The 22,605-nt window shown below is 62.3% G+C and carries 14 protein-coding genes; 4 read left to right on the forward strand and 10 right to left on the reverse strand.

Going from position 1 to position 22,605, the window contains the following annotated elements:
- The first annotated feature begins 32 nt into the window (after positions 1-32).
- Positions 33-1,067 (forward strand): OmpA family protein, encoded by a 1,035-nt coding sequence (locus tag J3361_RS18775; RefSeq protein WP_186705304.1) that lies wholly within the window; start codon positions 33-35, stop codon positions 1,065-1,067.
- A 649-nt stretch (positions 1,068-1,716) separates the two neighbouring features.
- On the opposite strand, the gene cobA is transcribed toward J3361_RS18775, so the two are convergent.
- The 8 genes from cobA to J3361_RS18815 form a co-directional block, all read right to left on the reverse strand.
- Positions 1,717-2,472 carry a uroporphyrinogen-III C-methyltransferase gene (gene cobA / locus J3361_RS18780; protein ID WP_207965837.1) on the reverse strand — a complete coding sequence of 252 codons (756 nt, stop codon included), beginning with the start codon at positions 2,470-2,472 and terminating at the stop codon, positions 1,717-1,719.
- A 10-nt stretch (positions 2,473-2,482) separates the two neighbouring features.
- Positions 2,483-5,200, reverse strand: a complete 2,718-nt coding sequence (locus tag J3361_RS18785; protein WP_207965838.1) for a nitrate reductase — start codon at positions 5,198-5,200, stop codon at positions 2,483-2,485.
- Complete coding sequence (gene nirD, locus J3361_RS18790; protein ID WP_186705301.1) at positions 5,200-5,517, reverse strand: nitrite reductase small subunit NirD; 318 nt, start codon at positions 5,515-5,517, stop codon at positions 5,200-5,202. Before nirD ends, J3361_RS18785 begins: the two co-directional genes overlap by 1 nt.
- Positions 5,514-7,967, reverse strand: a complete 2,454-nt coding sequence (gene nirB / locus J3361_RS18795) for a nitrite reductase large subunit NirB (protein WP_207965839.1) — start codon at positions 7,965-7,967, stop codon at positions 5,514-5,516. The genes nirD and nirB overlap by 4 nt, the downstream gene beginning before the upstream one ends.
- A gap of 432 nt (positions 7,968-8,399) precedes the next feature.
- Positions 8,400-10,070, reverse strand: coding sequence for a bifunctional protein-serine/threonine kinase/phosphatase (locus J3361_RS18800; RefSeq protein ID WP_207965840.1), 1,671 nt, complete (start codon positions 10,068-10,070; stop codon positions 8,400-8,402).
- A 9-nt stretch (positions 10,071-10,079) separates the two neighbouring features.
- Positions 10,080-11,291 carry a nitrate/nitrite transporter gene (locus J3361_RS18805; RefSeq protein WP_207965841.1) on the reverse strand — a complete coding sequence of 404 codons (1,212 nt, stop codon included), beginning with the start codon at positions 11,289-11,291 and terminating at the stop codon, positions 10,080-10,082.
- Positions 11,292-11,757: 466 nt separating this feature from the next.
- Positions 11,758-12,333 carry an ANTAR domain-containing protein gene (locus J3361_RS18810; RefSeq protein ID WP_003199539.1) on the reverse strand — a complete coding sequence of 192 codons (576 nt, stop codon included), beginning with the start codon at positions 12,331-12,333 and terminating at the stop codon, positions 11,758-11,760.
- Between the two features lie 14 nt (positions 12,334-12,347).
- Positions 12,348-13,559: a CmpA/NrtA family ABC transporter substrate-binding protein gene (locus tag J3361_RS18815; RefSeq protein WP_207965842.1), complete on the reverse strand. Its 1,212-nt coding sequence runs from the start codon at positions 13,557-13,559 to the stop codon at positions 12,348-12,350.
- A gap of 232 nt (positions 13,560-13,791) precedes the next feature.
- On the opposite strand from J3361_RS18815, the gene J3361_RS18820 reads away from it, so the two are divergent.
- A complete protein-coding gene (locus J3361_RS18820) occupies positions 13,792-14,811 on the forward strand; it encodes a quinone-dependent dihydroorotate dehydrogenase (RefSeq protein ID WP_207965843.1) in 1,020 nt (339 codons plus the stop codon).
- 292 nt (positions 14,812-15,103) lie between these two features.
- Here J3361_RS18820 and J3361_RS18825 read toward each other — a convergent pair whose 3' ends face one another.
- A complete protein-coding gene (locus tag J3361_RS18825; RefSeq protein ID WP_003223300.1) occupies positions 15,104-15,319 on the reverse strand; it encodes a ribosome modulation factor in 216 nt (71 codons plus the stop codon).
- Between the two features lie 532 nt (positions 15,320-15,851).
- Between J3361_RS18825 and rlmKL the strand changes: the two genes are divergently transcribed.
- A complete protein-coding gene (rlmKL, locus tag J3361_RS18830; protein ID WP_207965844.1) occupies positions 15,852-18,122 on the forward strand; it encodes a bifunctional 23S rRNA (guanine(2069)-N(7))-methyltransferase RlmK/23S rRNA (guanine(2445)-N(2))-methyltransferase RlmL in 2,271 nt (756 codons plus the stop codon).
- Between the two features lie 142 nt (positions 18,123-18,264).
- Entirely contained in the window at positions 18,265-20,649 is a 2,385-nt protein-coding gene (locus J3361_RS18835; RefSeq protein WP_207965845.1) for a GGDEF domain-containing protein, read from the forward strand.
- Between the two features lie 260 nt (positions 20,650-20,909).
- Here the strand turns inward: J3361_RS18835 and dacB are convergent, their stop codons facing one another.
- On the reverse strand, positions 20,910-22,376 hold the full coding sequence (gene dacB, locus J3361_RS18840) for a D-alanyl-D-alanine carboxypeptidase/D-alanyl-D-alanine-endopeptidase (protein WP_207965846.1): 1,467 nt from the start codon (positions 22,374-22,376) through the stop codon (positions 20,910-20,912).
- Positions 22,377-22,605: the final 229 nt, after the last annotated feature.

Here is a 22,605-nt window from a genome sequence, read left to right on the forward strand (position 1 = left end):
TGCTTCACAATCACCAGATGGGGATTTAACGGATGAAACTGAAAAACACCTTGGGCTTTGCCATTGGTTCTTTGATTGCTGCCACTTCGTTCGGCGCTCTGGCACAAGGCCAAGGCGCAGTTGAAATCGAAGGCTTCGCCAAGAAAGAAATGTTCGACAGCGCTCGTGATTTCAAGAACAACGGCAACCTGTTCGGCGGTTCGGTTGGTTACTTCCTGACCGACGACGTTGAACTGCGTCTGGCCTACGACGAAGTGCACAACGCACGTACCGAAGACGGTACTAACGTTAAGGGCGCGAACACCGCTCTGGACGCTCTGTACCACTTCAACAACCCAGGCGACATGCTGCGTCCTTATGTTTCGGCCGGTTTCTCCGACCAGAGCATCGACCAGAATGGCAGCAACGGTCGTAACCGTTCTACCTTCGCCAACGTTGGTGGCGGCGCCAAGCTGTATTTCACTGACAACTTCTACGCCCGTGCTGGCGTTGAAGCTCAGTACAACATCGACCAGGGCGACACCGAGTGGGCGCCTAGCGTTGGTATCGGTGTGAACTTCGGTGGCGGCTCCAAGCCAGCTGCTGCTCCAGTTCCAGCACCTGCTGAAGTCTGCTCCGACAGCGACAACGATGGCGTGTGCGACAACGTCGACAAGTGCCCTGACACCCCAGCCAACGTAACTGTTGACGCTGATGGCTGCCCAGCTGTTGCTGAAGTCGTTCGTGTTGAGCTGGACGTCAAGTTCGACTTCGACAAGTCGGTCGTTAAAGAAAACAGCTATGGCGACATCAAGAACCTGGCTGATTTCATGAAGCAGTACCCAGCTACCAGCACTACTGTTGAAGGTCACACTGACTCCGTCGGTCCTGACGCTTACAACCAGAAGCTGTCTGAGCGTCGTGCAAACGCCGTTAAGAACGTTCTGACCAACCAGTACGGTGTTGAATCGTCCCGCGTTCAGTCTGTTGGCTACGGCGAATCCCGCCCAGTTGCCGACAACGCCACTGACGCTGGTCGTGCAGTTAACCGTCGCGTAGAAGCGCAGGTTGAAGCTCAAGCTAAGTAATTAGCCCACAGCTTTGGAAAAGCCCGGCCTCGGCCGGGCTTTTCTTTGCCTGCGATTTATGGAGATGGGGGGAACACAAGACCTGTGGGAGACCTGTGGGAGCAAAGCTTGCTCGCGATGCGGTATGATGGCTTGATCGGGTACATATCCGTTGCTGCGGTAACGGCTGCTTAGGGTTCCGCCCTTACGGCGGGTCACTTTTTTCAGACGCCAAAAAAGTAACCAAAAAGGCTTTGCCCCACCACTCGGTGCCTCGCTAGGGCTCGGCATGCCCTCACTCCGGCATTGCTCCGTGGGCCCGCCGCGAAGGGCCATCCATGGCCCAGCGCGGCTAACCCGGCATCCATGCCGGATTGCCCACTCCACAATGCCTGCGTTCGGCCAGCGTGGTTAACGGGGCCTCCAGATCAAAAGCAAAAGCGAGGCGGCCTGAGAGCCGACCTGGCTCTTTCGGTCGTACACCCATCAGATCTGTGGGAGCAAAGCTTGCTCGCGATGGCGGCCTGGCAGCCGACCTGGCTCTTCGGTCATACCCCGTTCCAATTGTGGGAGCGAGCCTGCTCGCGATGGCGGTGTGTCAGTCAATGTATGTCTAACTGAACCACCGTTATCGCGAGCAAGCTCGCTCCCACAGGTTTTGGGGTGTCTGCTAGAGGGCGCGAACCTGGGTCCAAGCCGGCGGTGAGGCGGCCAGTTCGGCTGCTTCGGCCACGGCGCCAATTACCAGGATCGCCGGGCTCTTGAGCTGGAAGGCGCTGGCATCGGCTTCCATCGAGGCCAGGTCGCTGCGGCAGTCACGCTGGTGGGGCAGGGAGGCGTTTTCGATCATGGCGACAGGTGTGTCCGCCGCCAGGCCACCGGCCAGCAATTGCTCACGAATCTCGCTCAGTTTCGCCACGCCCATGTACACCACCAGCGTCGTACCGCTTTGGGCCAGGGCTTGCCAGTTCAGGCTGCTGCCGTCCTGGGTGTGGGCCGTGACCAGGGTCACGCCCCGGGCTATCCCGCGCAGGGTCAGTGGAATATCGCATTGGGTCGCCCCGGCGAGGCCGGCTGTGATGCCATTAACCAGCTCCACCTCAACGCCATGCTCGCGCAGCCATTGTGCCTCTTCACCACCGCGGCCGAAGATGCATGGGTCGCCACCCTTGAGGCGTACCACGCATTTGCCCTGGCGGGCATAACGCAGCATCAGCCGATGAATGAAGGCCTGGGGGGTGGAACGGCAGCCGCCGCGCTTGCCCACGGCGATCACGCGCGCAGCGGGGCAATGCTCCAGCACCGCGGCATTGACCAGATCGTCGATCAGCACCACGTCAGCCTCGCCCAAGGCGCGCACGGCTTTGAGGGTCAACAATTCAGGGTCACCAGGACCTGCACCCACCAGCCAGACTTTTGCGTTCATAGTGTTTTCCTCACGAGATAGCCGCCAACGGTTGCGCGGTGGCAACCAGCAGGCGCTTGATTTCCGGTACGCAGGAGCCGCATTGCGTGCCACAGCCCAGTTCCTGTTTGAGCCCCTGCAAGTCCAGGCCACGCTCGATGCCTGCGCAGATCGCACGCTGGCTGACGTTCATGCAGTTGCACAGCGTTTTACTGCCACCCGTTGCGGCGCCGACATTGCCCGGCGGCGCGCTCAACGGCGCCAGCAGCCAGCGCCGCAGTTGCTCATCGGCCCGACCTTCAAACCATAAGTTTTGCAACCAGTGCCGGGCTAGGGTTTCGCCGGCCAGGCGAATGGCGGTGATGCGACCGTTTTCGATGCGCACCCGTTTACCGATGGAGCGACGCGGGTCGTCGTAGGCCAGCACCGGCCCGTCGATCAGGCCCAATTGCTCGTCGATGGCCTGGAGCAGTTGCGGTTCGGGCGAGACGGCGCTGGCAGCGCGAATCAGCAGTGCGGGACGTTCACGGCCGGTCAGGCTCAGGCTGACGTAGGAAAACGCCTCGCACAGGGGGCGTAACGTCTCCAGATGCTGTTGAACATCGCCTTCGATCAAGGCGAAAAGCTGCCAAGGCAGGTTCACCGGTTCCAGGCGCACGCCGCTGTGCTTGAGTTCCGGTTGTTTCGACAAGGGGTCGAAGGCCGGTTGCGTCAGGGTATTCACGCCGCCCTTGAGGAACCGATCACCCCAGTGCATGGGCAGGAACGCCTGGCCGGGGCGCACGCTGTCGTCGCTGTCCACGGCCACGATCACGCTGCCCCGACGGCTCTTGAGGTTGACCAGGTCGCCCGCTTGCAAGCGATGCCGGAGCAGTTCGTCGGGATGCAGGCTGAGCACGGCTTCGTTCACATGACCAAACAACTGCGCGGCGGTACCGGTACGGCTCATGCCGTGCCATTGGTCCCGCAGTCGACCGGTGTTCAACGTCAGTGGGTAGCGTGCGTCACGCAGTTCCTTGGCGGCACGATAGGGTTCGGCCACAAACCGGGCACGGCCACTGTCGGTAGGAAAAATCCCGTCCACGTACAAACGCGCCGTTCCAACCGTGGCGCCGTCCGGGAAGGGCCATTGCTGAGGGCCGAGTTGATCGATCAGCGCGTGGCTGATGCCGGACAGGTCCAGGTCGCGGCCACGGGTCAGCTGTTTGTACTCATCGAACAGTTGGGCCGGGGTGTCAAAGGCGAACAGACTGGGCTGGCCCGGGCGCAGACGTTTCTCCAGGCGTTGTGCGAAATCCACGGTGATTGCCCAGTCCGGACGCGCTTCACCGGGTGCGTCGATGGCCCGACGGACGTGGGAAATACGTCGTTCGGAGTTGGTCACCGAACCTTCTTTCTCGCCCCAACTGGCCGCCGGCAACAGTAGATCGGCGAAGGCGGCGGTCTCGGTGGTGCGGAAGGCTTCCTGCAATACCACGAACGGGCAGGCTTGCAGGGCCTCACGTACGGCCGTCTGGTCGGGCATTGACTGGGCCGGGTTGGTGCAGGCGATCCACAAGGCCTTGATCTTGCCGCTGCGCACCTGCTCGAACAGCTCGATGGCGCTCAAGCCGGTGGTGGCGGGCAATTGCTCCACACCCCAATAACGGGCGACGTCGGCACGATGCTCCGGGTTGGCGGCTTCGCGATGGCCCGGCAGCAGGTTCGACAGACTGCCGGTTTCCCGGCCGCCCATGGCGTTGGGCTGGCCGGTCAGCGAGAACGGGCCCGCCCCCGGCCGGCCGATCTGCCCGGTGGCCAGGTGCAGGTTGATCAGCGCGCTGTTTTTCGCGCTGCCGGCGGTGGACTGGTTCAGGCCCATGCACCACAACGACAGGAAGCTCGGCGACGTGCCAACCCATTCGGCACACTGGTGCAGTTGTTCGACGCTGATGCCGCACAACTGCGCGACCATCGCCGGGGTGTAGTCGCGGACCAGGTTCTTCAGGTCCGCCAGACCTTCGGTATGGGCCTTGATGAAGTCGCGGTCGACCCAGTCTTCCCACAGCAGCAGGTGCAAAATCCCATGGAACAAAGCGACATCGGTGCCCGGCAAGATCGCCAGGTGCAGGTCCGCCAGGTCGCAGGTGTCGGTGCGCCGGGGGTCGATGACGATGATTTTCATCTGCGGCCGGCGGGATTTTGCCTCTTCGAGGCGGCGAAAGAGGATGGGATGGGCGTAGGCCATGTTACTGCCGACGATCATCACACAGTCGCTCAACTCCAGGTCTTCGTAGCTGCAGGGTGGGGCGTCGGCACCGAGGCTGCGCTTGTAGCCCACCACGGCAGAAGACATGCACAGCCGCGAATTGCTGTCGATATTGTTGGTACCCACCAATGCCCGGGCGAGTTTGTTGAAGGCGTAGTAGTCCTCGGTCAACAACTGGCCGGAGATGTAGAACGCCACGCTGTCGGGGCCGTGCTCGGCGATGGTGTCGGCGAAGACGCTGGCGGCGTGATCCAGGGCGCTGTTCCAGTCGGTGCGGGCCCGGGCCAGGCCTTTGCCCAGGCGCAGCTCCGGGTACAGGGCGCGGGCGGCGAGGTCGCCGGTCAGGTGCAGGGTCGAACCCTTGCTGCACAGTTTGCCGAAGTTGGCCGGGTGGGCGGGATCGCCGCTGACGCCGAGGATGCGCTCGCCGTCATGCTCGATCAGGACGCCGCAGCCGACCCCGCAATAACAGCAGGTCGAGGCAGTGATTTGGCGGTTCATCAGCTTGCGTCCCGCAGGGCCAGTTGCACCCGGCCGTTTTCGACCCTGGCCGAATGATGATGGGCGCAGCCCACGTCCGGGGCCTGGGCCAGGCCGGTTTCCAAGTCAATCTGCCAGTTATGCAGCGGGCAGGCCACGCGTTTGCCGTAGACCAATCCTTGGGACAGCGGACCACCCTTGTGCGGGCAACGGTCATCGAGGGCGAATACTTCGTCGTCGCTGGTACGGAAAATCGCGATATCGCCCTTGGGGCCATTAATGATGCGCGAACCGAGGATGTTGATCTCTTCCAAAGCGCAGATATCCAGCCAGTTCATGCCGGCACCTCCAGGTTCTTCACGGGGATGACTTCGAACTCTTTCTTCAACTGAGGCTGTTCCAGGCGTTGTTTCCAAGGGTCTTGTTCCAGCGACAGGGAAAACTTCAGGCGCTCGTGGAGGGCCTTGCGCCGCTCGGGGTCTTCCAGCACGGCTTTCTTGATGTGCTCCATGCCGACCCGCTGCATGTAATGCACGGTGCGTTCGAGGTAGAAGGCTTCCTCGCGGTACAACTGCAGGAACGCGCCGTTGTATTCACGCACTTCCTCGGCGGTCTTGAGCTTGACGAAGAACTCCGCGACTTCGGTCTTGATCCCGCCGTTGCCGCCGATGTACATCTCCCAGCCGGAATCGACGCCGATAATGCCAACGTCCTTGATCCCGGCTTCCGAGCAGTTGCGTGGGCAACCGGAGACCGCCAGCTTCACCTTGTGCGGCGACCACATATTGAACAGGTCGTGTTCCAGCTCGATGCCCAACTGGGTGGAGTTCTGCGTACCGAAGCGGCAGAACTCGCTGCCCACGCAAGTCTTCACGGTGCGGATGGACTTGCCGTAGGCATGGCCGGACGGCATGTCGAGGTCTTTCCAGACGCCGGGCAAGTCTTGTTTCTTGATGCCCAGCAAGTCGATGCGCTGGCCGCCGGTGACCTTGACCATCGGCACGTTGTATTTATCGGCGACGTCGGCAATGCGCCGCAGCTCGGAGGGGTTGGTCACGCCGCCCCACATCCGCGGGACCACCGAGTAGGTGCCGTCTTTCTGGATGTTGGCGTGGGCGCGTTCGTTGATCAGGCGCGACTGTGGATCGTCGTGGGCCTCGCCGGGCCAGGTGGAAATCAAGTAGTAGTTCAACGCCGGGCGGCAGGTGGCGCAGCCGTTCGGGGTGCGCCAGTTCAGGTAGCTCATGGTGCCGGCGATGGTCAGCAGGTGCTGGTCGCGGATCGCTTGGCGGATCTGGCCGTGGTTGAGGTCGCTGCAACCGCAGATGGCTTTTTCGCTTTTTGGCTTGACGTCCGCCGCACCGCCCACGGTGTTGATCAGGATCTGCTCCACCAGGCCGGCGCAAGAGCCGCAGGAGCTGGCGGCCTTGGTGTGTTTTTTCACATCATCGACGCTGAACAGCCCGTGCTCTTGGATCGCCTTGACGATGGTGCCCTTGCACACGCCGTTGCAGCCGCAGACTTCGGCGGTGTCGGCCATGCTCATGGCTTTGTCCTGGCCTTGGTGGCCGACGTCGCCCAGGGCGTTCTCCCCGAACATCAAATGATCGCGAATCTCGCTGATGCCATGGTTCTCACGGATCTGGCGGAAATACCAGCCGCCGTCCGCGGTATCACCGTACAGGCAGGCACCCACCAGCACGTCATCCTTGATCACCAATTTCTTGTAGACGCCGCCGATCGGGTCGGAAAGGGTAATGGTCTCGGTGCCTTCGCCGCCCATGAAGTCGCCGGCGGAGAACAGATCGATGCCGGTGACTTTCAACTTGGTCGACGTGACCGAACCCTTGTAAGTGGCAAAGCCCAATTGCGCGAGGTGGTTGGCGCAGACCTTGGCCTGTTCGAACAGCGGCGCCACCAGGCCGTAGGCGGTGCCGCGATGGCTGGCGCACTCACCAATGGCATAAACGCGTGGATCGTAGGTCTGCATCGTGTCATTGACCAGGATCCCACGGTTGCAGGGGATGCCGGATTTTTCCGCCAGTTCGGTATTGGGACGAATGCCGGCGGCCATCACCACCAGGTCGGCGGGGATGATGTCGCCGTTCTTGAACTGGACCGAGCCGACCCGACCATTGCCGGCGTCGTGCAGGGCCTGGGTCTGTTCGCTGAGGCGGAATTTCAGGCCACGGTTTTCCAGGGCGGTTTGCAGCAGTTGGCCGCTGGTCTTGTCCAGTTGCCGTTCCAGCAGCCATTCACCGATGTGGACGACGGTCACGTCCATACCCCGCAGCTTCAAACCGTTGGCGGCTTCCAGGCCGAGCAGGCCGCCACCGATGACCACGGCGTGCTTGTGGGTCTTGGCGGTGTCGATCATGGCCTGGGTGTCGGCGATGTCGCGGTAGCCGATCACGCCTTCCAGGGTGTTGCCGGGGATCGGCAGGATGAACGGTGTGGAGCCGGTGGCGATCAGCAGGCGGTCGTATTCGGCTTCGCTGCCGTCTTCGGCGATGACGCGGCGCTTGACCCGGTCGATCTCCACCACTTTGCGGTTGAGCAGCAGCTTGATGTTGTTGTCCAGGTACCAGCTCAGGTCGTTGAGCACGATCTCTTCGAACGTCTGCTCACCGGCCAGCACCGGCGAGAGCAGGATGCGGTTGTAGTTGGTGTGGGGCTCGGCGCCGAACACCGTGATGTCGTACAGCTCGTTGCTCAGCTTGAGCAGTTCCTCGAGGGTTCGAACCCCGGCCATGCCGTTGCCGATCATCACCAGTTTGAGTTTTTTCATCAGGGTTCTCCGCAAGCTCATGTCCGTTCATCACGGTGATCGGACTGGCTCGGCAATTTTTTACGAACACAAAAAAAGGCGTCCCGCTAGCAAGCTAGCGAGGACACCTTTGTCCTGGTCCCGTTCTCTCGGGAAGCACCGCCTTCATCGTTGGAGGCGTTGCTTTATGTATGGTGGTGTAGGTAATGCAGTGGTTGTGCCAACTGGCGCGAAGGCGCGGATTTATTGAGCGGCGGGCTGGTTGAGCGGGTTGGGGAGGGATTTATTGCACCGAATCAAAGCGTGTTGCCCGGTAATGGAGCGCGGCAGCCGATAGCCTTGTAGTGGCAGGCCGGTCGCCATCGCGAGCAAGCTTTGCTCCCACAGAGTATCTGCTGCCATAGGAGATCTGCTGTGGGAGCAAAGCTTGCTCGCGATGGGCGCGACCGGATCTCAGCTGTGAAATACCAAAAACAACAGCACCACATTCACCACCAACGACACCAGCGCCAACGTCCGCCAAACCTTCAGCGGCTCCCTTTCCAGCAGCGGCCTGGGCCTGACGCTCAAGCTGCGGCGTTCGCCCTGTTCCAGCAGCAACAACCATTCCTCGGCCGTCTCAAAACGCTGCATCGGATCCGCCGCGACCGCGCGTTCCAGGCTTTGCCCAAGCCATTCGGCCAGGTCCGGCCGATAGCGGCTGGCACTGACTGGCACGCCAAAGCGTGGGCGTTGGAAGGCTTCGATTTCACCGTAGGGATAATGCCCGGTCAGCAGGAAATACAAGGTCACGCCGACGGCATACAAATCCTGTTGCGCCGTGGGTGCGGTGCCGCCAAAGGCTTCCGGGGCAATGTAGCTGGGTGTGCCGGGCAAGACGTTGGCCTGGTCCTCGGACAGTCCCGGGCAGTAGGCCAGGCCGAAATCCAGCAAGCGCAATTCGCCGTCGTCGCCCAGGTGCAGGTTTTCCGGCTTGATGTCGCGGTGGTAGATCTGCCGTCGATGCAGCAGGCCCACCGCCCGTACCAGCCGTTGCGCCAGGTCCTGCCATTGAGCCAGGGGCAACGGTCCGCCCTGATTGAACAGCTCGGCCAGGGTCGCGCCCGAGTATTCACGCATCACATAGTACAAATGCTGGCGCTGGGGAACGCCATGGACCTCGGGAAACTGCCGCCCGGCGACGCGCTTGAGAAACCATTCCTCTGAGAGCAAGGCTTGACCGGCCCGGCTATCGTCCCGTAGCTGCACGGGCAAGGTTTTCAGCAGCCAAGGTTGGCCTTGGCCGTCGCGGACCCTATAGAGCAATGATTGCTGGCTCTGGCCGAGCAGGCTTTCGATCTGCCAGCCTTCGAACACCTGGCCCGGTTTCAGCGCCGGTGGCAGGGGCCATTGCTGCAGCTGGATCAGGGCATCGCCAATGCTGGCTTCGCCCACTGCATCGACCCGCACCAGCAATGCGCTGGCATTGTCCTGGCTGCCGGCCAGGTGCGCGGCGTTGACCAGCGTCTGCGCCGCGAGGTCCAGGTCCGGTTGGTCGCGCAGGATGCCGGCGATGGCCGTGTCCCCCAGGACCGCCCAGACACCGTCGCTGAGCAACACGAAGGTTTCGTCGGTGCGCAATTCGCCGTCGAGAAAGTCGAGGATCAGGTGTTGATCCAATCCCAGGGCCCGCTTCAGCACGTGTTGCATGCCTTGCTGTTCCCAGACGTGATCTTCGCTGACCCGTTGCAGGTGATCGGCGTGCCAGCGATAGACCCGGCAATCACCGACATGCGCGAGGGTGAAGCGCCGGCCCCGCAGGACCAGGGCGCTGACGGTGGTGAGCAGCGGTTGCCCGCCACCGTTGGCCTGCAGCCAGCGGTTCTGGGCCAGCAACAGCCGATCCAAGGCCTGGGCCACGCCCCAGGTTTGCGGCGTGGAATAGTAGTCCAGGGCCAGGGCCTGCAAGGTCGAACGGGCGGCCAGCCCACCATCGGCGCATTGGCTCACGCCGTCGGCGATGGCGAACAGGTAACCCTTGCTGGCAGCCAGGGCCGGGGCGGGCGTGACCAGGCGCAGGGCGTCCTGGTTTTCCTCCCGCGGGCCGATGGCGCTGGCCTCGGCGAAACTCAATTGCAGGCTCATGGTTGCAGGTTATACCCGAGCAGCAGTGACAGCCGCCGAACCCCAAGTGGTTCTCCAGCGACGCTTGACGCCGTGCAGGCCGAACCAGGCCAGGACACCGAGGCTGGCGAACAACCACAGGGCCAGTTGATAGCTGCCGGTGCTTTGCTTGATCGCGCCCATGCCCGCCGCCAGGGCGAAGCCACCGATGCCGCCGGCCATGCCGATCAGCCCAGTCATCACACCGATTTCGCGACGGAAGCGTTGGGGCACCAGTTGGAACACCGCGCCGTTGCCCGCACCCAAACCGAGCATGGTGCAAACGAACAGGGCCAGTGCCGCGTAGGAGCTCGGCAGGTTGAAGCCCACCGCGGCGATGCAGATGGCTGCGACCGTGTACATGCCCAGCAAGGTGCGGATGCCACCAAAACGGTCCGCCAGGGCGCCGCCCAGGGGACGCATCAGGCTGCCGCCGAAGACGCAGGCAGCGGTGTAGTAGCCGGCGGTGACGGGGCTCAGGCCATATTGGTCGTTGAAGTAGCCGGGCAGGGCGCTGGCCAGGCCGATGAAGCCGCCGAAGGTCACGCTGTAGAAGAACATGAACCACCAGCTGTCACGGTCGCCCAGGGCCTTGAGGTAGTCGGCCATGGATTTGGCTTTCGGCCGCTCGGGGGCGTTCTTGGCCAGCCAGGCGAAGAGGACCAGGGTCAGCACCAGCGGGATCAGTGCGAAGCCGAACACGTTGCTCCAGCCGAAGGCCACGGCCATGACCGGTGCGATCAACGCCGCGAGCACGGTGCCCGAGTTACCGGCGCCAGCGATGCCCATGGCCTTGCCCTGGTGTTGCGGCGGATACCACTGGGAGGCCAGCGGCAGGGCGACGGCGAATGAGGCGCCGGCCACGCCGAGGAACAGGCCCAGCAGCAGCGCTTGTTCGTAGCTGTGGATGCCCAGTTTCCAGGCGCAGAACAGCGCACCGATCACGATCACCTGGCCGACCATGCCGGCGGTTTTTGGCGAGATCCGGTCGGCCAGCAGGCCCATGAACAGGCGCAGCACGGCGCCGGCCAGGATCGGTGTCGCCACCATCAGGCCGCGTTGTTGGGTGGTCAGGTGCAGGTCGGCGGAGATCTGCACGGCCAGGGGGCCGAGCAGGTACCAGACCATGAAACTCAGGTCGAAATAAAGAAAGGCCGCGAACAGTGTCGGGGTGTGGCCGGATTTCCAGAAGCTTGAATTCATCGCGCACCTCAGCTGTAAAAGTCTCGAGAAATGAGTCAGTGCTTTGAGCAGTGCGCCGCCTGTGGTCGCACCACCGGCCCCGAGGGGCCAAAACAAAAAAACGCCGCAACCCGGATCGCCAGAGAGGCAAGAAGGGTGTGCGACGTCTTTGTCGTAGGTGGGGCAACCGCCGTTGGTTACCTGTGGGATTGCTTAAGCGAGATCTGTGCCAACAGGAGGGATTGGTGGGAGGGCTATCGCGAGCAGGCTCGCTCCCACAGGGATTGTGGTTGTTCGCAAATGTCGTGCTCACCCCGCAAACCCTGTGGGAGCGGGCTTGCTCGCGAAGACGGTGGGTCAGTCGATATCAATCTTGGAAGTAAGACCGCTTTCGCGAGCAAGCCCGCTCCCACAGGGACCTGAGGTGTGCTCGGAACTGTGGGAGCGAGCCTGCTCGCGATGGGGGCAGGCCCGGCGCTACAAGCCTTCAGCCCAGCAGTTCATTCATGGCAATGATTTGCTCCGCCACCTGTATCAGCTTCTGCTGGCGGCTCATGGCCTGGCGGCGCATCAGGGTGTAGGCCTGTTCCTCGTTGCACTCCTTCATCTTCATCAGCATGCCCTTGGCCAGTTCAATGCGCTTGCGTTCGGCCAGTTGCTGGTCCCGGGCCAAGAGCTGGGCGCGCAGGGCCTGGTCGCTTTCGAAGCGGGCCATGGCCACGTCGAGGATCGGTTGCAGGCGCGCGGCATGGATGCCTTCGACGATATAGGCGCTGACGCCCGACTTGATCGCCTGGCGCATCACATTGGGGTCGTGCTCGTCGGTAAACATGACGATTGGTCGTGGTTGGTCGCGACTGACCAGCACCACTTGCTCCATCACATCGCGCCCGGGTGACTCGGTATCGATCAGGATCACGTCCGGACGCACCGTTTCGACGCGCGCCGGCAAGTCGATGGTCAGCCCGGATTCGTCGATCACTTCGAATCCGGCCTCAATCAGGGCAGCCTTGAGACGGCCAACTTTTTTCGCGGTGTCGTTGATCAGCAGGATACGCAGCATGGTCGTGGCTCCTGTCAGCGGCTGGCGAGAAGGGGAGCCGCATCGCTCAAGGCGTGCAGTTTGAAGCTGCGGGCGTACCCGGCCGGGTCCGAGCCGTCCCAGGTGGTGCCGTCGATCAGTTGGCTGCTGCGCATGTCCTGGCTCGGGGACGCAATGTCCAGCGCCCCGCAGGCTTCACGGTAGAGCTTGAGCTGCTGGACTTCGCGAGCCACGGCCAGGTAATCCGGGTCTTCGCGCAGCAAGCCCCAGCGACGGAACTGGGTCATGAACCACATGCCGTCGGACAGGTACGGCAGGTTCACCTCGCCGCCGCCATGAAAGCGCATGGCGTGGGGGTCCTGCCAGCTGTTGCCCAAGCCGTCGGCATAGATGCCCAGCAGGCGCGGCTCGATGCAGTCCAGCGGCGCGTCGAGGTATTCCGCTGCACTCAACAGTTGCGCGGTGCTGCGACGGTTTTCGCTGCTCTGTTCGATGAAGCGACTGGCTTCGAGGATCGCCATCACCAACGCCCGCGCGGTATTGGGGTATTGCTCGACGAATGCCCGCGTGCAGCCGAGGACTTTTTCCGGGTGGTCGGGCCAGATGGTCTGGGTGGTCGCCAGGGTAAAGCCGAGGTTCTGTTTCACCGCGCTGGCGCACCAAGGTTCGCCGACGCAAAACCCATCGATGCGCCCGGCTTGCAGGTGGGCGATCATTTGCGGCGGAGGCACGACCACGCTGTCGACATCCGACAAGGGATGGATGCCCTGGGCGGCGAGCCAGTAATAGAGCCACATGGCGTGGGTGCCGGTGGGGAAGGTCTGGGCGAAGGTCAGTTTCGGGCGAGTTTGGTGCACGTGCCGTTCCAGTGCTTCAGGACTGGTCACGCCCTGGGCCTGCAAGCCATGGGACAGGTTGATGCTCTGGCCGTTCTGGTTCAGCCCCATCAGCACCGCCATGTCGGTCGGTACGACTCCGCCGATGCCCAGGTGCACCGCATAGATCAGGCCATACAGGCTGTGGGCGGCATCGATTTCACCGCTGACCAGTTTGTCCCGCAGGTTGGCCCAGGACGCCTGGCGCTTGAGATTCAGGGTCAAGCCGTAGGGTTGGGCGAAGCCCTGGGTGGCGGCCACGACGACCGGGGCACAGTCGCTCAAGGCCATGAAACCGAGGTTGACCGCGCTCTTTTCCGGGGCATCGCTGCCGTTGACCCAGGCCAGGGGATTGGCTGGAACTTCATTCATCGGTATCACCTTCCGCATAAAAAAGCGCCGTGTCCGGGCTCAGGAGACCGGACGACGACGCCGTTGTCCCTTAAAACGATGTGGCACACATTCCGTCGCTGGCATGGGCGCTGATGACCAAAAGGGTGCAAGGCATATGCCAGCGCTATCGTTTTGTGCGGGCGCCTCGCTTGAGCCGCCGTTGCCCGGCTATAATCGCCGCCTCATTTCGTCGCCCGAGTCAAAGCCGCCCATGTACACCCTGGCCCGTGAACTGCTGTTCAAACTCTCCCCGGAAACTTCCCACGACCTGTCCCTGGACTTGATCGGCGCGGGCGGACGCCTCGGCCTCAACGGCTTGCTGTGCAAGGCCCCGGCGAAATTGCCGGTGACGGTCATGGGCCTGGAATTCCCCAACCCGGTCGGGTTGGCGGCGGGCCTGGACAAGAATGGCGCGGCCATCGACGGTTTCGCCCAGTTGGGTTTCGGTTTCGTCGAAATCGGTACCGTGACCCCGCGACCGCAGCCGGGCAACCCCAAGCCACGGCTGTTCCGCCTGCCGCAAGCCGAGGCGATCATCAACCGCATGGGCTTCAACAACCTGGGCGTCGATCACCTGCTGGCCCGTGTGGCCGCGGCCAAATACAAGGGCGTGCTCGGTATCAACATCGGCAAGAACTTCGACACGCCGGTGGAACGCGCCGTTGACGACTACCTGATCTGCCTGGACAAGGTCTACGCCCACGCCAGCTACGTGACCGTCAACGTCAGTTCCCCCAACACTCCAGGGCTGCGCAGTCTGCAATTCGGTGATTCCCTCAAGCAACTGCTGGCCGACCTGGCCCAACGTCGCGCGGAACTGGCGTTGACCCACGGCCGGCATGTGCCACTGGCGATCAAGATCGCCCCGGACATGACTGACGAGGAGACCACCCAGGTGGCCCAGGCCCTGATCGAGACGGGCATGGACGCGGTGATCGCCACCAACACGACCCTGGGTCGCGAAGGCGTCGAAGGGCTGGAGCATGGTGACGAGGCGGGCGGCTTGTCGGGCGCGCCAGTGCGTGACAAGAGCACTCACACCGTGAAGGTGCTGGCTGCTGAGCTGGCGGGGCGCTTGCCGATCATCGCGGCGGGGGGGATTACCGAAGGAAAGCACGCCGCCGAGAAGATCACCGCCGGGGCGAGCCTGGTGCAGATCTATTCGGGCTTCATCTATAAGGGGCCGGCGTTGATTCGTGAGTCGGTGGATGCGATTGCGGCGTTGGGGTGATTCAGGAGCGGTCGGCTCTATTGTGGCGAGCAGGTTTTCTGTGGGAGCAAAGCTTGCTCGCGATACGGTCGCCTCGGTTCCAGACAGGCCGCGTCGTCTTCATCGCGGGCAAGCCTTGCTCCCACAGGGTGTCGCCACACCAGTGTTTGCAGCTCAACCTCTTGAAACCCAGGCATTAAAAAGGGCTCCTCGAAGGAGCCCCCTGGGCCGTAGCCCGCCGCCCGGATGGGACGTGCGTGGTTAAATCGATTTGGATGTCAAATTGTCGAGTTCTTGAGTATTAAGCCCTGTGTCAGCCGACGGCGTGAAGTTCGTTGAGTCTGTGGATACCCGCAGTGCCGGTCATACCGTCCCAGTTGTCGCCGCGTCCTTCTCGCCAGCCATTGATCCAGGCTTGACGTACCGACGGTAGAGTAAAGGGGCAAAGCTCACGGGATTTACCACCAACGCCATATTGGTAACCACGCAAAAATGCTCTTTCCAACGGATCACGCTTAAGTCTTCTCATAGGGTGTTGCCCTCACTTGTTGACTGTTGCTTAGCGTCGACCTCTATCGAGGCCGGGGCAGAATCATTCTGCCGTTGGGGGCTCGTTGCCGGCGTGACGAGCCAAGGTGTTGACGCCGTTGCGACGTCAACCTGTGTTGAGTTCTAACCAAAGCGTCACAGGGATGGAATGATCGTTTTGTCATAAGCACGTAACAATAAAGATGTTAGCGAGATAAGTAACTTCATCTTCGTTGACGGCTTTTGAGCAAGACCCCTGTATGATCGGCCCTGCGCCAACGGGGGCGGCCTTCCCTCGAATGAGAATGTCCTCCTGTTGCACTCAGGTACTATTCGACGAAAGGGTCGAGTTTTTCACAATTTGTTGCACAGAATTTTTTATCTGCCTTCGCATCTAAGCTCTTTTAACCTGAGCGGCGAGGGCGGCACGGCACACTTTCGTGCCACGCGGGTGCTCTTGAGAAAAGCACCTGATTGAACCCGGCCCGGCAATGCGTTGCCCGGTCCACTTAGCCAAAGGCTCTGGAAATCCCATGTCCGATCGTTTCGAACTCTTCCTCACCTGCCCCAAGGGCCTCGAAGGCCTGCTGATCGAGGAAGCCGTCGGGCTTGGCCTTGAAGAGGCGCGCGAGCACACCTCGGCCGTGCGCGGCATGGCCGACATGGAAACGGCCTATCGCCTGTGCCTGTGGTCGCGTTTGGCCAACCGCGTGTTGCTGGTGCTCAAGCGCTTCCCGATGAAGGACGCCGAAGACCTGTACCACGGCGTGCTGGATGTCGACTGGCAAGACCATATGCTGGCCGATGGCACCCTGGCCGTGGAGTTCAGCGGCCATGGCTCGGGCATCGACAACACGCATTTCGGTGCCTTGAAGGTCAAGGACGCCATCGTCGACAAGCTGCGCACGCCATCGGGCGAGCGGCCGTCCATCGACAAGCTCAACCCGGACCTGCGTATCCACCTGCGCCTGGACCGCGGCGAAGCGATCCTCTCCCTCGATCTTTCCGGCCACAGCCTGCACCAGCGCGGTTATCGCCTGCAGCAAGGCGCCGCGCCGCTTAAGGAAAACCTCGCCGCCGCGATCCTGATCCGTGCCGGTTGGCCGCGCATTGCCGCTGAAGGCGGAGCGTTGGCCGACCCGATGTGCGGTGTCGGCACGTTCCTGGTGGAAGCCGGCATGATCGCCGCCGATATGGCACCGAACCTGCGTCGCCAGCAGTGGGGCTTCACCGCCTGGCTCGGTCATGTGCCGGCGTTGTGGAAGAAACTCCACGAAGAAGCCACCGAGCGCGCCGCCGCCGGGCTGGCCAAGCCGCCGTTGTGGATTCGTGGCTACGAAGCCGACCCACGGCTGATCCAGCCGGGCCGCAATAACGTCGAGCGTGCGGGCCTGAGCGAGTGGATCAAGATCTATCAGGGCGAAGTCGCTACGTTCGAACCCCGTCCGGACCAGAATCAGAAGGGCCTGGTGATCTGCAACCCGCCGTACGGCGAGCGTCTGGGTGACGAAGCCAGCCTGCTTTACCTCTACCAGAACCTTGGCGAACGCCTACGCCAGGCGTGCCTGAACTGGGAGGCGGCGGTGTTCACCGGTGCGCCGGACCTGGGCAAGCGCATGGGCATTCGCAGCCACAAGCAGTATTCGTTCTGGAACGGCGCCTTGCCGTGCAAGTTGCTGCTGATCAAGGTCCTGCCGGACCAGTTCGTCACCGGCGAGCGTCGCACCCCGGAACAGCGTCAGGCCGAGCGTGAGCAGGCCGCCTACGATCAAACCCCGGAAGTACCGCAAGAGCGCCAGTACAACAAGAACGGCAACCCGATCAAACCCGCGCCGGCGCCGGCCCCTGTGGTCGAGCAGGCGCGCTTGAGCGAAGGCGGGCAAATGTTCGCCAATCGCCTGCAAAAGAACCTCAAGTTGCTGAGTAAATGGGCCAAGCGTGAAGGTGTGGACTGCTACCGGGTCTACGACGCCGACATGCCGGAATATTCCATGGCCATCGACCTCTACCACGACTGGGTGCATGTCCAGGAATACGTCGCGCCGAAGTCCATCGATCCGGAAAAAGCCTCGGCCCGGCTGTTCGACGCCCTGGCGGCCATTCCCCAGGCGCTGAACGTGGACAAGAGCCGCGTGGTGATCAAGCGCCGCGAGCGTCAGAGCGGCACCAAGCAGTACGAGCGTCAGAGCGCCCAGGGCAAGTTCACCGAGGTCAACGAAGGCGGCGTGAAGCTGCTGGTCAACCTCACCGATTACCTGGACACCGGGCTGTTTCTCGATCATCGGCCGATGCGCCTGCGGATCCAGAAAGAGGCGGCCGGCAAGCGTTTCCTCAACCTGTTCTGCTACACCGCGACCGCCAGCGTCCACGCCGCCAAGGGCGGTGCCCGGAGCACCACCAGCGTCGACCTGTCAAAAACCTACCTGGACTGGGCGCGACGCAACCTGTCGCTCAATGGTTTTTCCGACAAGAACCGCCTGGAGCAAGGTGACGTGATGGCTTGGCTGGAAGCCAGTCGTGACGAGTACGACTTGATCTTCATCGACCCGCCGACCTTCTCCAACTCCAAGCGCATGGAAGGCGTGTTTGACGTGCAGCGCGACCATGTCCAGTTGCTGGACCTGGCCATGGCGCGCCTGGCGCCGGGCGGTGTGTTGTACTTCTCCAACAATTTCCGCAAGTTCCAGCTCGAGGACAACCTCGGCGAGCGCTATGCGGTGGAAGAAATCACCGCCAAGACGATTGATCCGGATTTCGCCCGCAACGGCAAGATTCACCGCGCTTGGAAGATCATGGCGCGTTGAAGGCGGTCGATTGGATCCACGGAGCCTTGTAGTTCAAGGCTTCTAGCCTCATTTGGGGACTGGCCAAAGTGATGGCGAATAGCTATAACTTAGGCTGTGTCCAGGGCTGTGCCTATGCCTGGTACCTTTGCGAGTTGTATTTATGGCATTGCATCAGGTGCGCCCCAGGATCCTGGGCTTTATCAGCGAAGACGTGTCGGCCTGGCTGGTGGCTTCGCTGGTGTTGCTGGCCGGTACCTGCCTGACCGGCGTGCTGAGCTGGGCGATGACGAACCTGTTCAATCAGCAGTTGCGCCAGCGCTTCGAGTTGCAAGCCGAGGAGCGCTTCAGCCGCATCGAAGAACGATTCCAGGAGCAGGAGCAACGTCTCGATGGCCTGAGGCGGTTCTTTGCTAATTCGGCAGGGGTTTCCAACGCGGAATTTCATGGCTACGTCGAACCGCTGTTGCGGCGTACCCTGGCCTTCGCCTGGGCGCCACGGGTAGCCGGAGACCTGCGCCAGTCCTTCGAGCAAGAAACGCGAGTCCGAGGGGATGACTCCTTCGCCATCCGTGAGGCTGGCGATGGCGGCGGCTTGCGCCAGGCTGCCGAGCGGGACGAATACGTGCCGGTGTTGTATCTCCAGAGCCAGCCACTCTCCATGTCGCCCCTGGGGTTCGATCTGCTGTCTCATCCACAGCGTCGGGCCGCGCTTGAGCGGGCTCGCTTGCTGGGCACGGTGGTGGTTTCGCAGCCTTTGGACCTGATGGGGGTCGGACCAGACTTCGCCCGTGGAGTGTTGCTGGTTGCGCCGGTCACCCGAGCCTCGGCCAAGGAGCCGTTCGGTTACGTGGTGGCGGGCATCAACATGCGTCAGCTGCTGAGCGATGGCTTGCCTGCTGCAGGTCATGACAACCTGTCGATGCGTGTCCTGGACCTGTCCACCAACGATCGGGAGGAAGTGCTGTTCGATTCCTTCGACTCGCCGGCTGACAGTGAATTGTCGGCGACCCGCCTGTTGCGCTTGGCCGATCAGGATTACCGGGTGGAGTTGCGGCCCAGCCGAGTGTTCCTGTCGACCAATCGTTCTTCGGTCACGAGCATAGTGATATTTGGCGGTTTGCTCAGCCTGCTGCTCAGCGCCTTGCTCTATGTGCTGGTCAGTCAGCGGCAGCGGGCCTTGACGTTGGTGGAACAACGCACCCGTGAACTGCGCGCCCGGGAGCAAGAGCTGCGCGGTACCCATGGCCAGTTGCGCGGCGTGCTGGATGCCGCGACCCAAGTGGCGATCATCGCCACTGACCTGCGTGGCGTCATCACCACCTTCAACGCCGGCGCCGAACAGATGCTCGGCTATCCGAGCTGCGAGGTGCTGCAAAGCATGACTTTGGAAAGCCTGCACGTGCCACGCGAACTCCAGGCCCGGGCCGCTCAGCTCGGCGCGCGTTTTGGCAAACCCATCCCCACCTGCCATGCGATGCTGCTCGAGGGCGGCGAGCAGGGCGGGCAGCAGGCGCGGGAATGGACCCTGGTGCGCCGCGATGGCAGCCACCTGACCGTGAACATGCTGGCCACACCGATGCTCGATGACCAGGGACTGTGGGTCGGTCACCTGGCGATCTGCATCGACATCACCGAACGCAAACGCGTCCACGAAGCGCTGGCCGCCCGTGACCTGCTGCTCAAAAAGCTCAGCGCCCATGTCCCAGGGGGGATTTACCAGTTCAAGATGGATTTCAATGGTCGCTTCAGCGTGATCTATGCCAGCGACGGCATTCGCGACATCTATGAATTGGAACCCGATGTACTGGTGCAGAACGCCGAGGCAATTTTCTCGCGCATCCATCCGCTGGACAGTACCCGTGTCCGCGCGTCGATCCGTGCTTCAGCCGATACCTTGAGCCCATGGCGGGAAGAGTATCGGGTGCAATTACCCTTGCGCGGCCTGCGCTGGGTGCGCGGCGAGGCCACGCCCGAGGAACTGCCCGGCGGCGGAGTGTTGTGGCACGGCTATATTTCGGATATTTCCGACCTCAAGCGTGTGGAAGAAGAATTGCGGGCCTTGTCCGTGACCGACGCCCTGACCGGCATTCGCAACCGCCGTTATTTCCAGGAACGCTTGACCTCGGAGATGGCCCGGGTCGAGCGCGGTTCCGGTGGGCTGGCGGTCATCATGCTCGACATCGATCACTTCAAGCGTATCAACGACCAGCACGGCCATGCGGTGGGCGACCGTGTGTTGCAGGCGGTTTGCCAGCGCATCGTCCAACGCTTGCGCCGTACCGATGTGTTCTGCCGGCTGGGCGGGGAAGAGTTCGTGGTGCTGTGTCCGGACACCGACAGTGACAGCGCCTATGCCCTGGCGCTGGGGCTGTGGGAAGGTTTGCGAGCTGCACCCATCGAGGATGTCGGGGTGGTCACCGCCAGCTTCGGCATCGCCACTTGGCGCGCCGGGGAGGGCGCCGATGCGTTGCTGCTCAGGGCCGACTCGGGCGTCTATGCGGCCAAGCAGGCCGGGCGGGACCGGGTCGAGATGCAGTTGGGTTAGCCAGGGGATATTGAGATCAAAGTGTGGGAGCGGGCTTGCTCGCGAATGCGGCATGTCAGTCAACACAATGGTTGAATGTTGTACCGCCTTCGCGAGCAAGCCCGCTCCCACAGTTGATCTTCAGTGGGCACAAGATTTGTGTATGGCCCGATTCACTGTGGGAGCGAGCCTGCTCGCGATTCGGTCGGTCAGCAACATCGATGTTGGATGACATACCGCATTCGCGAGCAGGCTCGCTCCCACATTGGGTATGTGCTGGGTCAGAGCACCGAAGCGGTCTGCGGCAGTTTCGGCTGGCGATACAGGTCCAGCAGCACCTGGTCCAGAACTGACGAAGCGCCCCATGGCTTCGGATCGTTGAGGATCGCCACCACCGCCCAAGTGTTGCCGTTGATGTCGCGGCTGTAGCCGGCGATGGCGCGGACGGTGTTCAGGGTGCCGGTCTTGACGTGGGCTTCGCCGGCCATGGCGGTGGTCTTCAGGCGTTTGCGCATGGTGCCGTCGGTGCCGGCAATCGGCATGGAACTGATGAACTCCGCCGAATACGGGCTGCGCCAGGCAGCTTGTAGCATCGCGGCCATTTCCCGGGCGCTGACCCGTTCGGCGCGGGACAGGCCAGAGCCATTCTCCATCACCAGATGCGGCGCGGTGATGCCTTTCTTGGCCAGCCACTGGCGCACCACCCGCTGCGCCGCCTTGGCGTCATCACCGTCGGCTTCGTTACGGAACTGCGCGCCGAGGCTCAGGAACAGTTGCTGGGCCATGGTGTTGTTACTGTATTTATTGATGTCGCGGATGATCTCCGCCAGGTCCGGGGAGAACGCCCGGGCCAGCACCTTGGCGTTGCTCGGGGTCGTGGCCAGGCGGTCCTGGCCCTGGATGCTGCCACCCAGTTCCTTCCAGATGGCCCGCACGGCGCCAGCGGTGTAGGTGGCGTGATCGAGCAGCGACAGGTAGGTCTGGGAGCTGCAACCTTCACCGAGCTGGCCGCTGACCGTGACGGTCATGCTGCCATCGGCCTGGGCGACGGGGTTATAGCGAACGCCGCCGGCACATTGCTTGCCGTTGACGGCCTTGACCACGTTTTCGATGCGAATGCTGGCAATCGGCGGCTCCACCGACACCAGCACCCGGCCACCATCATTGCGGGCGACGAAGCGCAAGGCCTTGAGGTTGACCAGCAGCGAGTCGGGCTTGACCAGGAACGGCTTGTTTTCGTCGTTGCCGTCGTCATTGAACTCGGGCAGTTGCGGCTGGATGAAGAAGCTGCGGTCCAGCACCAGGTCGCCGGTGATCTGCTGCACACCGTTGGCCCGCAGGTCGCGCATCAGCAGCCAGAGTTTTTCCATGTTCAGCTTGGGATCGCCGCCGCCCTTGAGGTACAGGTTGCCGTTGAGGATCCCGCCGCTCAGGGTGCCGTCGGTGTAGAACTCGGTTTTCCACTGGTGATTGGGGCCGAGCATTTCCAGGGCCGCGTAGGTGGTCACCAGTTTCATGGTGGACGCCGGATTGACGGAAACATCGGCGTTGTACAGGGTCGGGGTGCCGGGGCCGTTGAGTGGCACCAGCACCAGGGACAGGGCGTCGTTCTGCAGCTTGCTGGCCTTGAGGGCCTTTTGTACGTTGGGCGACAGGGCGGTGTTGATCGTGGCAGCGTGGGCGGTGACAGGAAGGGCCAGGGGAAGAAGAAGACTGGCCAGAAGCAATGGACGCAAAGATTTGATCATTTGAAATAAAACCCTACAGGCGAGGGGGAAAATACGAGGACATGAAAATGAACGTCCTCAACGGTCATGAAAGTGTCGGCATTATGCCCCAAGGCGCAACGGCATGTGCCGTGCCCAAGCCCAGCGAAGCGGTATTTTTTTACCAACGGTTAACGGACTTGCCCGATGAGTCGGGCAATCGACGCACCAAACTGGTAAAGTGCCGGCCGTTATTACTTATGAGGATTGT

Source organism: Pseudomonas sp. OA65, from assembly GCF_017498305.1.
Lineage (GTDB): Bacteria > Pseudomonadota > Gammaproteobacteria > Pseudomonadales > Pseudomonadaceae > Aquipseudomonas > Aquipseudomonas zanjanensis.

Bases quoted from the DNA above. Each gene is read 5' to 3' on its own strand.
- J3361_RS18775 (WP_186705304.1), top strand. From the start codon at position 33: ATGAAACTGAAAAACACCTTGGGCTTTGCCATTGGTTCTTTGATTGCT.
- cobA (WP_207965837.1), bottom strand. From the start codon at position 2,472: ATGAACGCAAAAGTCTGGCTGGTGGGTGCAGGTCCTGGTGACCCTGAA.
- J3361_RS18785 (WP_207965838.1), bottom strand. From the start codon at position 5,200: ATGAACCGCCAAATCACTGCCTCGACCTGCTGTTATTGCGGGGTCGGC.
- nirD (WP_186705301.1), bottom strand. From the start codon at position 5,517: ATGAACTGGCTGGATATCTGCGCTTTGGAAGAGATCAACATCCTCGGT.
- nirB (WP_207965839.1), bottom strand. From the start codon at position 7,967: ATGAAAAAACTCAAACTGGTGATGATCGGCAACGGCATGGCCGGGGTT.
- J3361_RS18800 (WP_207965840.1), bottom strand. From the start codon at position 10,070: ATGAGCCTGCAATTGAGTTTCGCCGAGGCCAGCGCCATCGGCCCGCGG.
- J3361_RS18805 (WP_207965841.1), bottom strand. From the start codon at position 11,291: ATGAATTCAAGCTTCTGGAAATCCGGCCACACCCCGACACTGTTCGCG.
- J3361_RS18810 (WP_003199539.1), bottom strand. From the start codon at position 12,333: ATGCTGCGTATCCTGCTGATCAACGACACCGCGAAAAAAGTTGGCCGT.
- J3361_RS18815 (WP_207965842.1), bottom strand. From the start codon at position 13,559: ATGAATGAAGTTCCAGCCAATCCCCTGGCCTGGGTCAACGGCAGCGAT.
- J3361_RS18820 (WP_207965843.1), top strand. From the start codon at position 13,792: ATGTACACCCTGGCCCGTGAACTGCTGTTCAAACTCTCCCCGGAAACT.
- J3361_RS18825 (WP_003223300.1), bottom strand. From the start codon at position 15,319: ATGAGAAGACTTAAGCGTGATCCGTTGGAAAGAGCATTTTTGCGTGGT.
- rlmKL (WP_207965844.1), top strand. From the start codon at position 15,852: ATGTCCGATCGTTTCGAACTCTTCCTCACCTGCCCCAAGGGCCTCGAA.
- J3361_RS18835 (WP_207965845.1), top strand. From the start codon at position 18,265: ATGGCATTGCATCAGGTGCGCCCCAGGATCCTGGGCTTTATCAGCGAA.
- dacB (WP_207965846.1), bottom strand. From the start codon at position 22,376: ATGATCAAATCTTTGCGTCCATTGCTTCTGGCCAGTCTTCTTCTTCCC.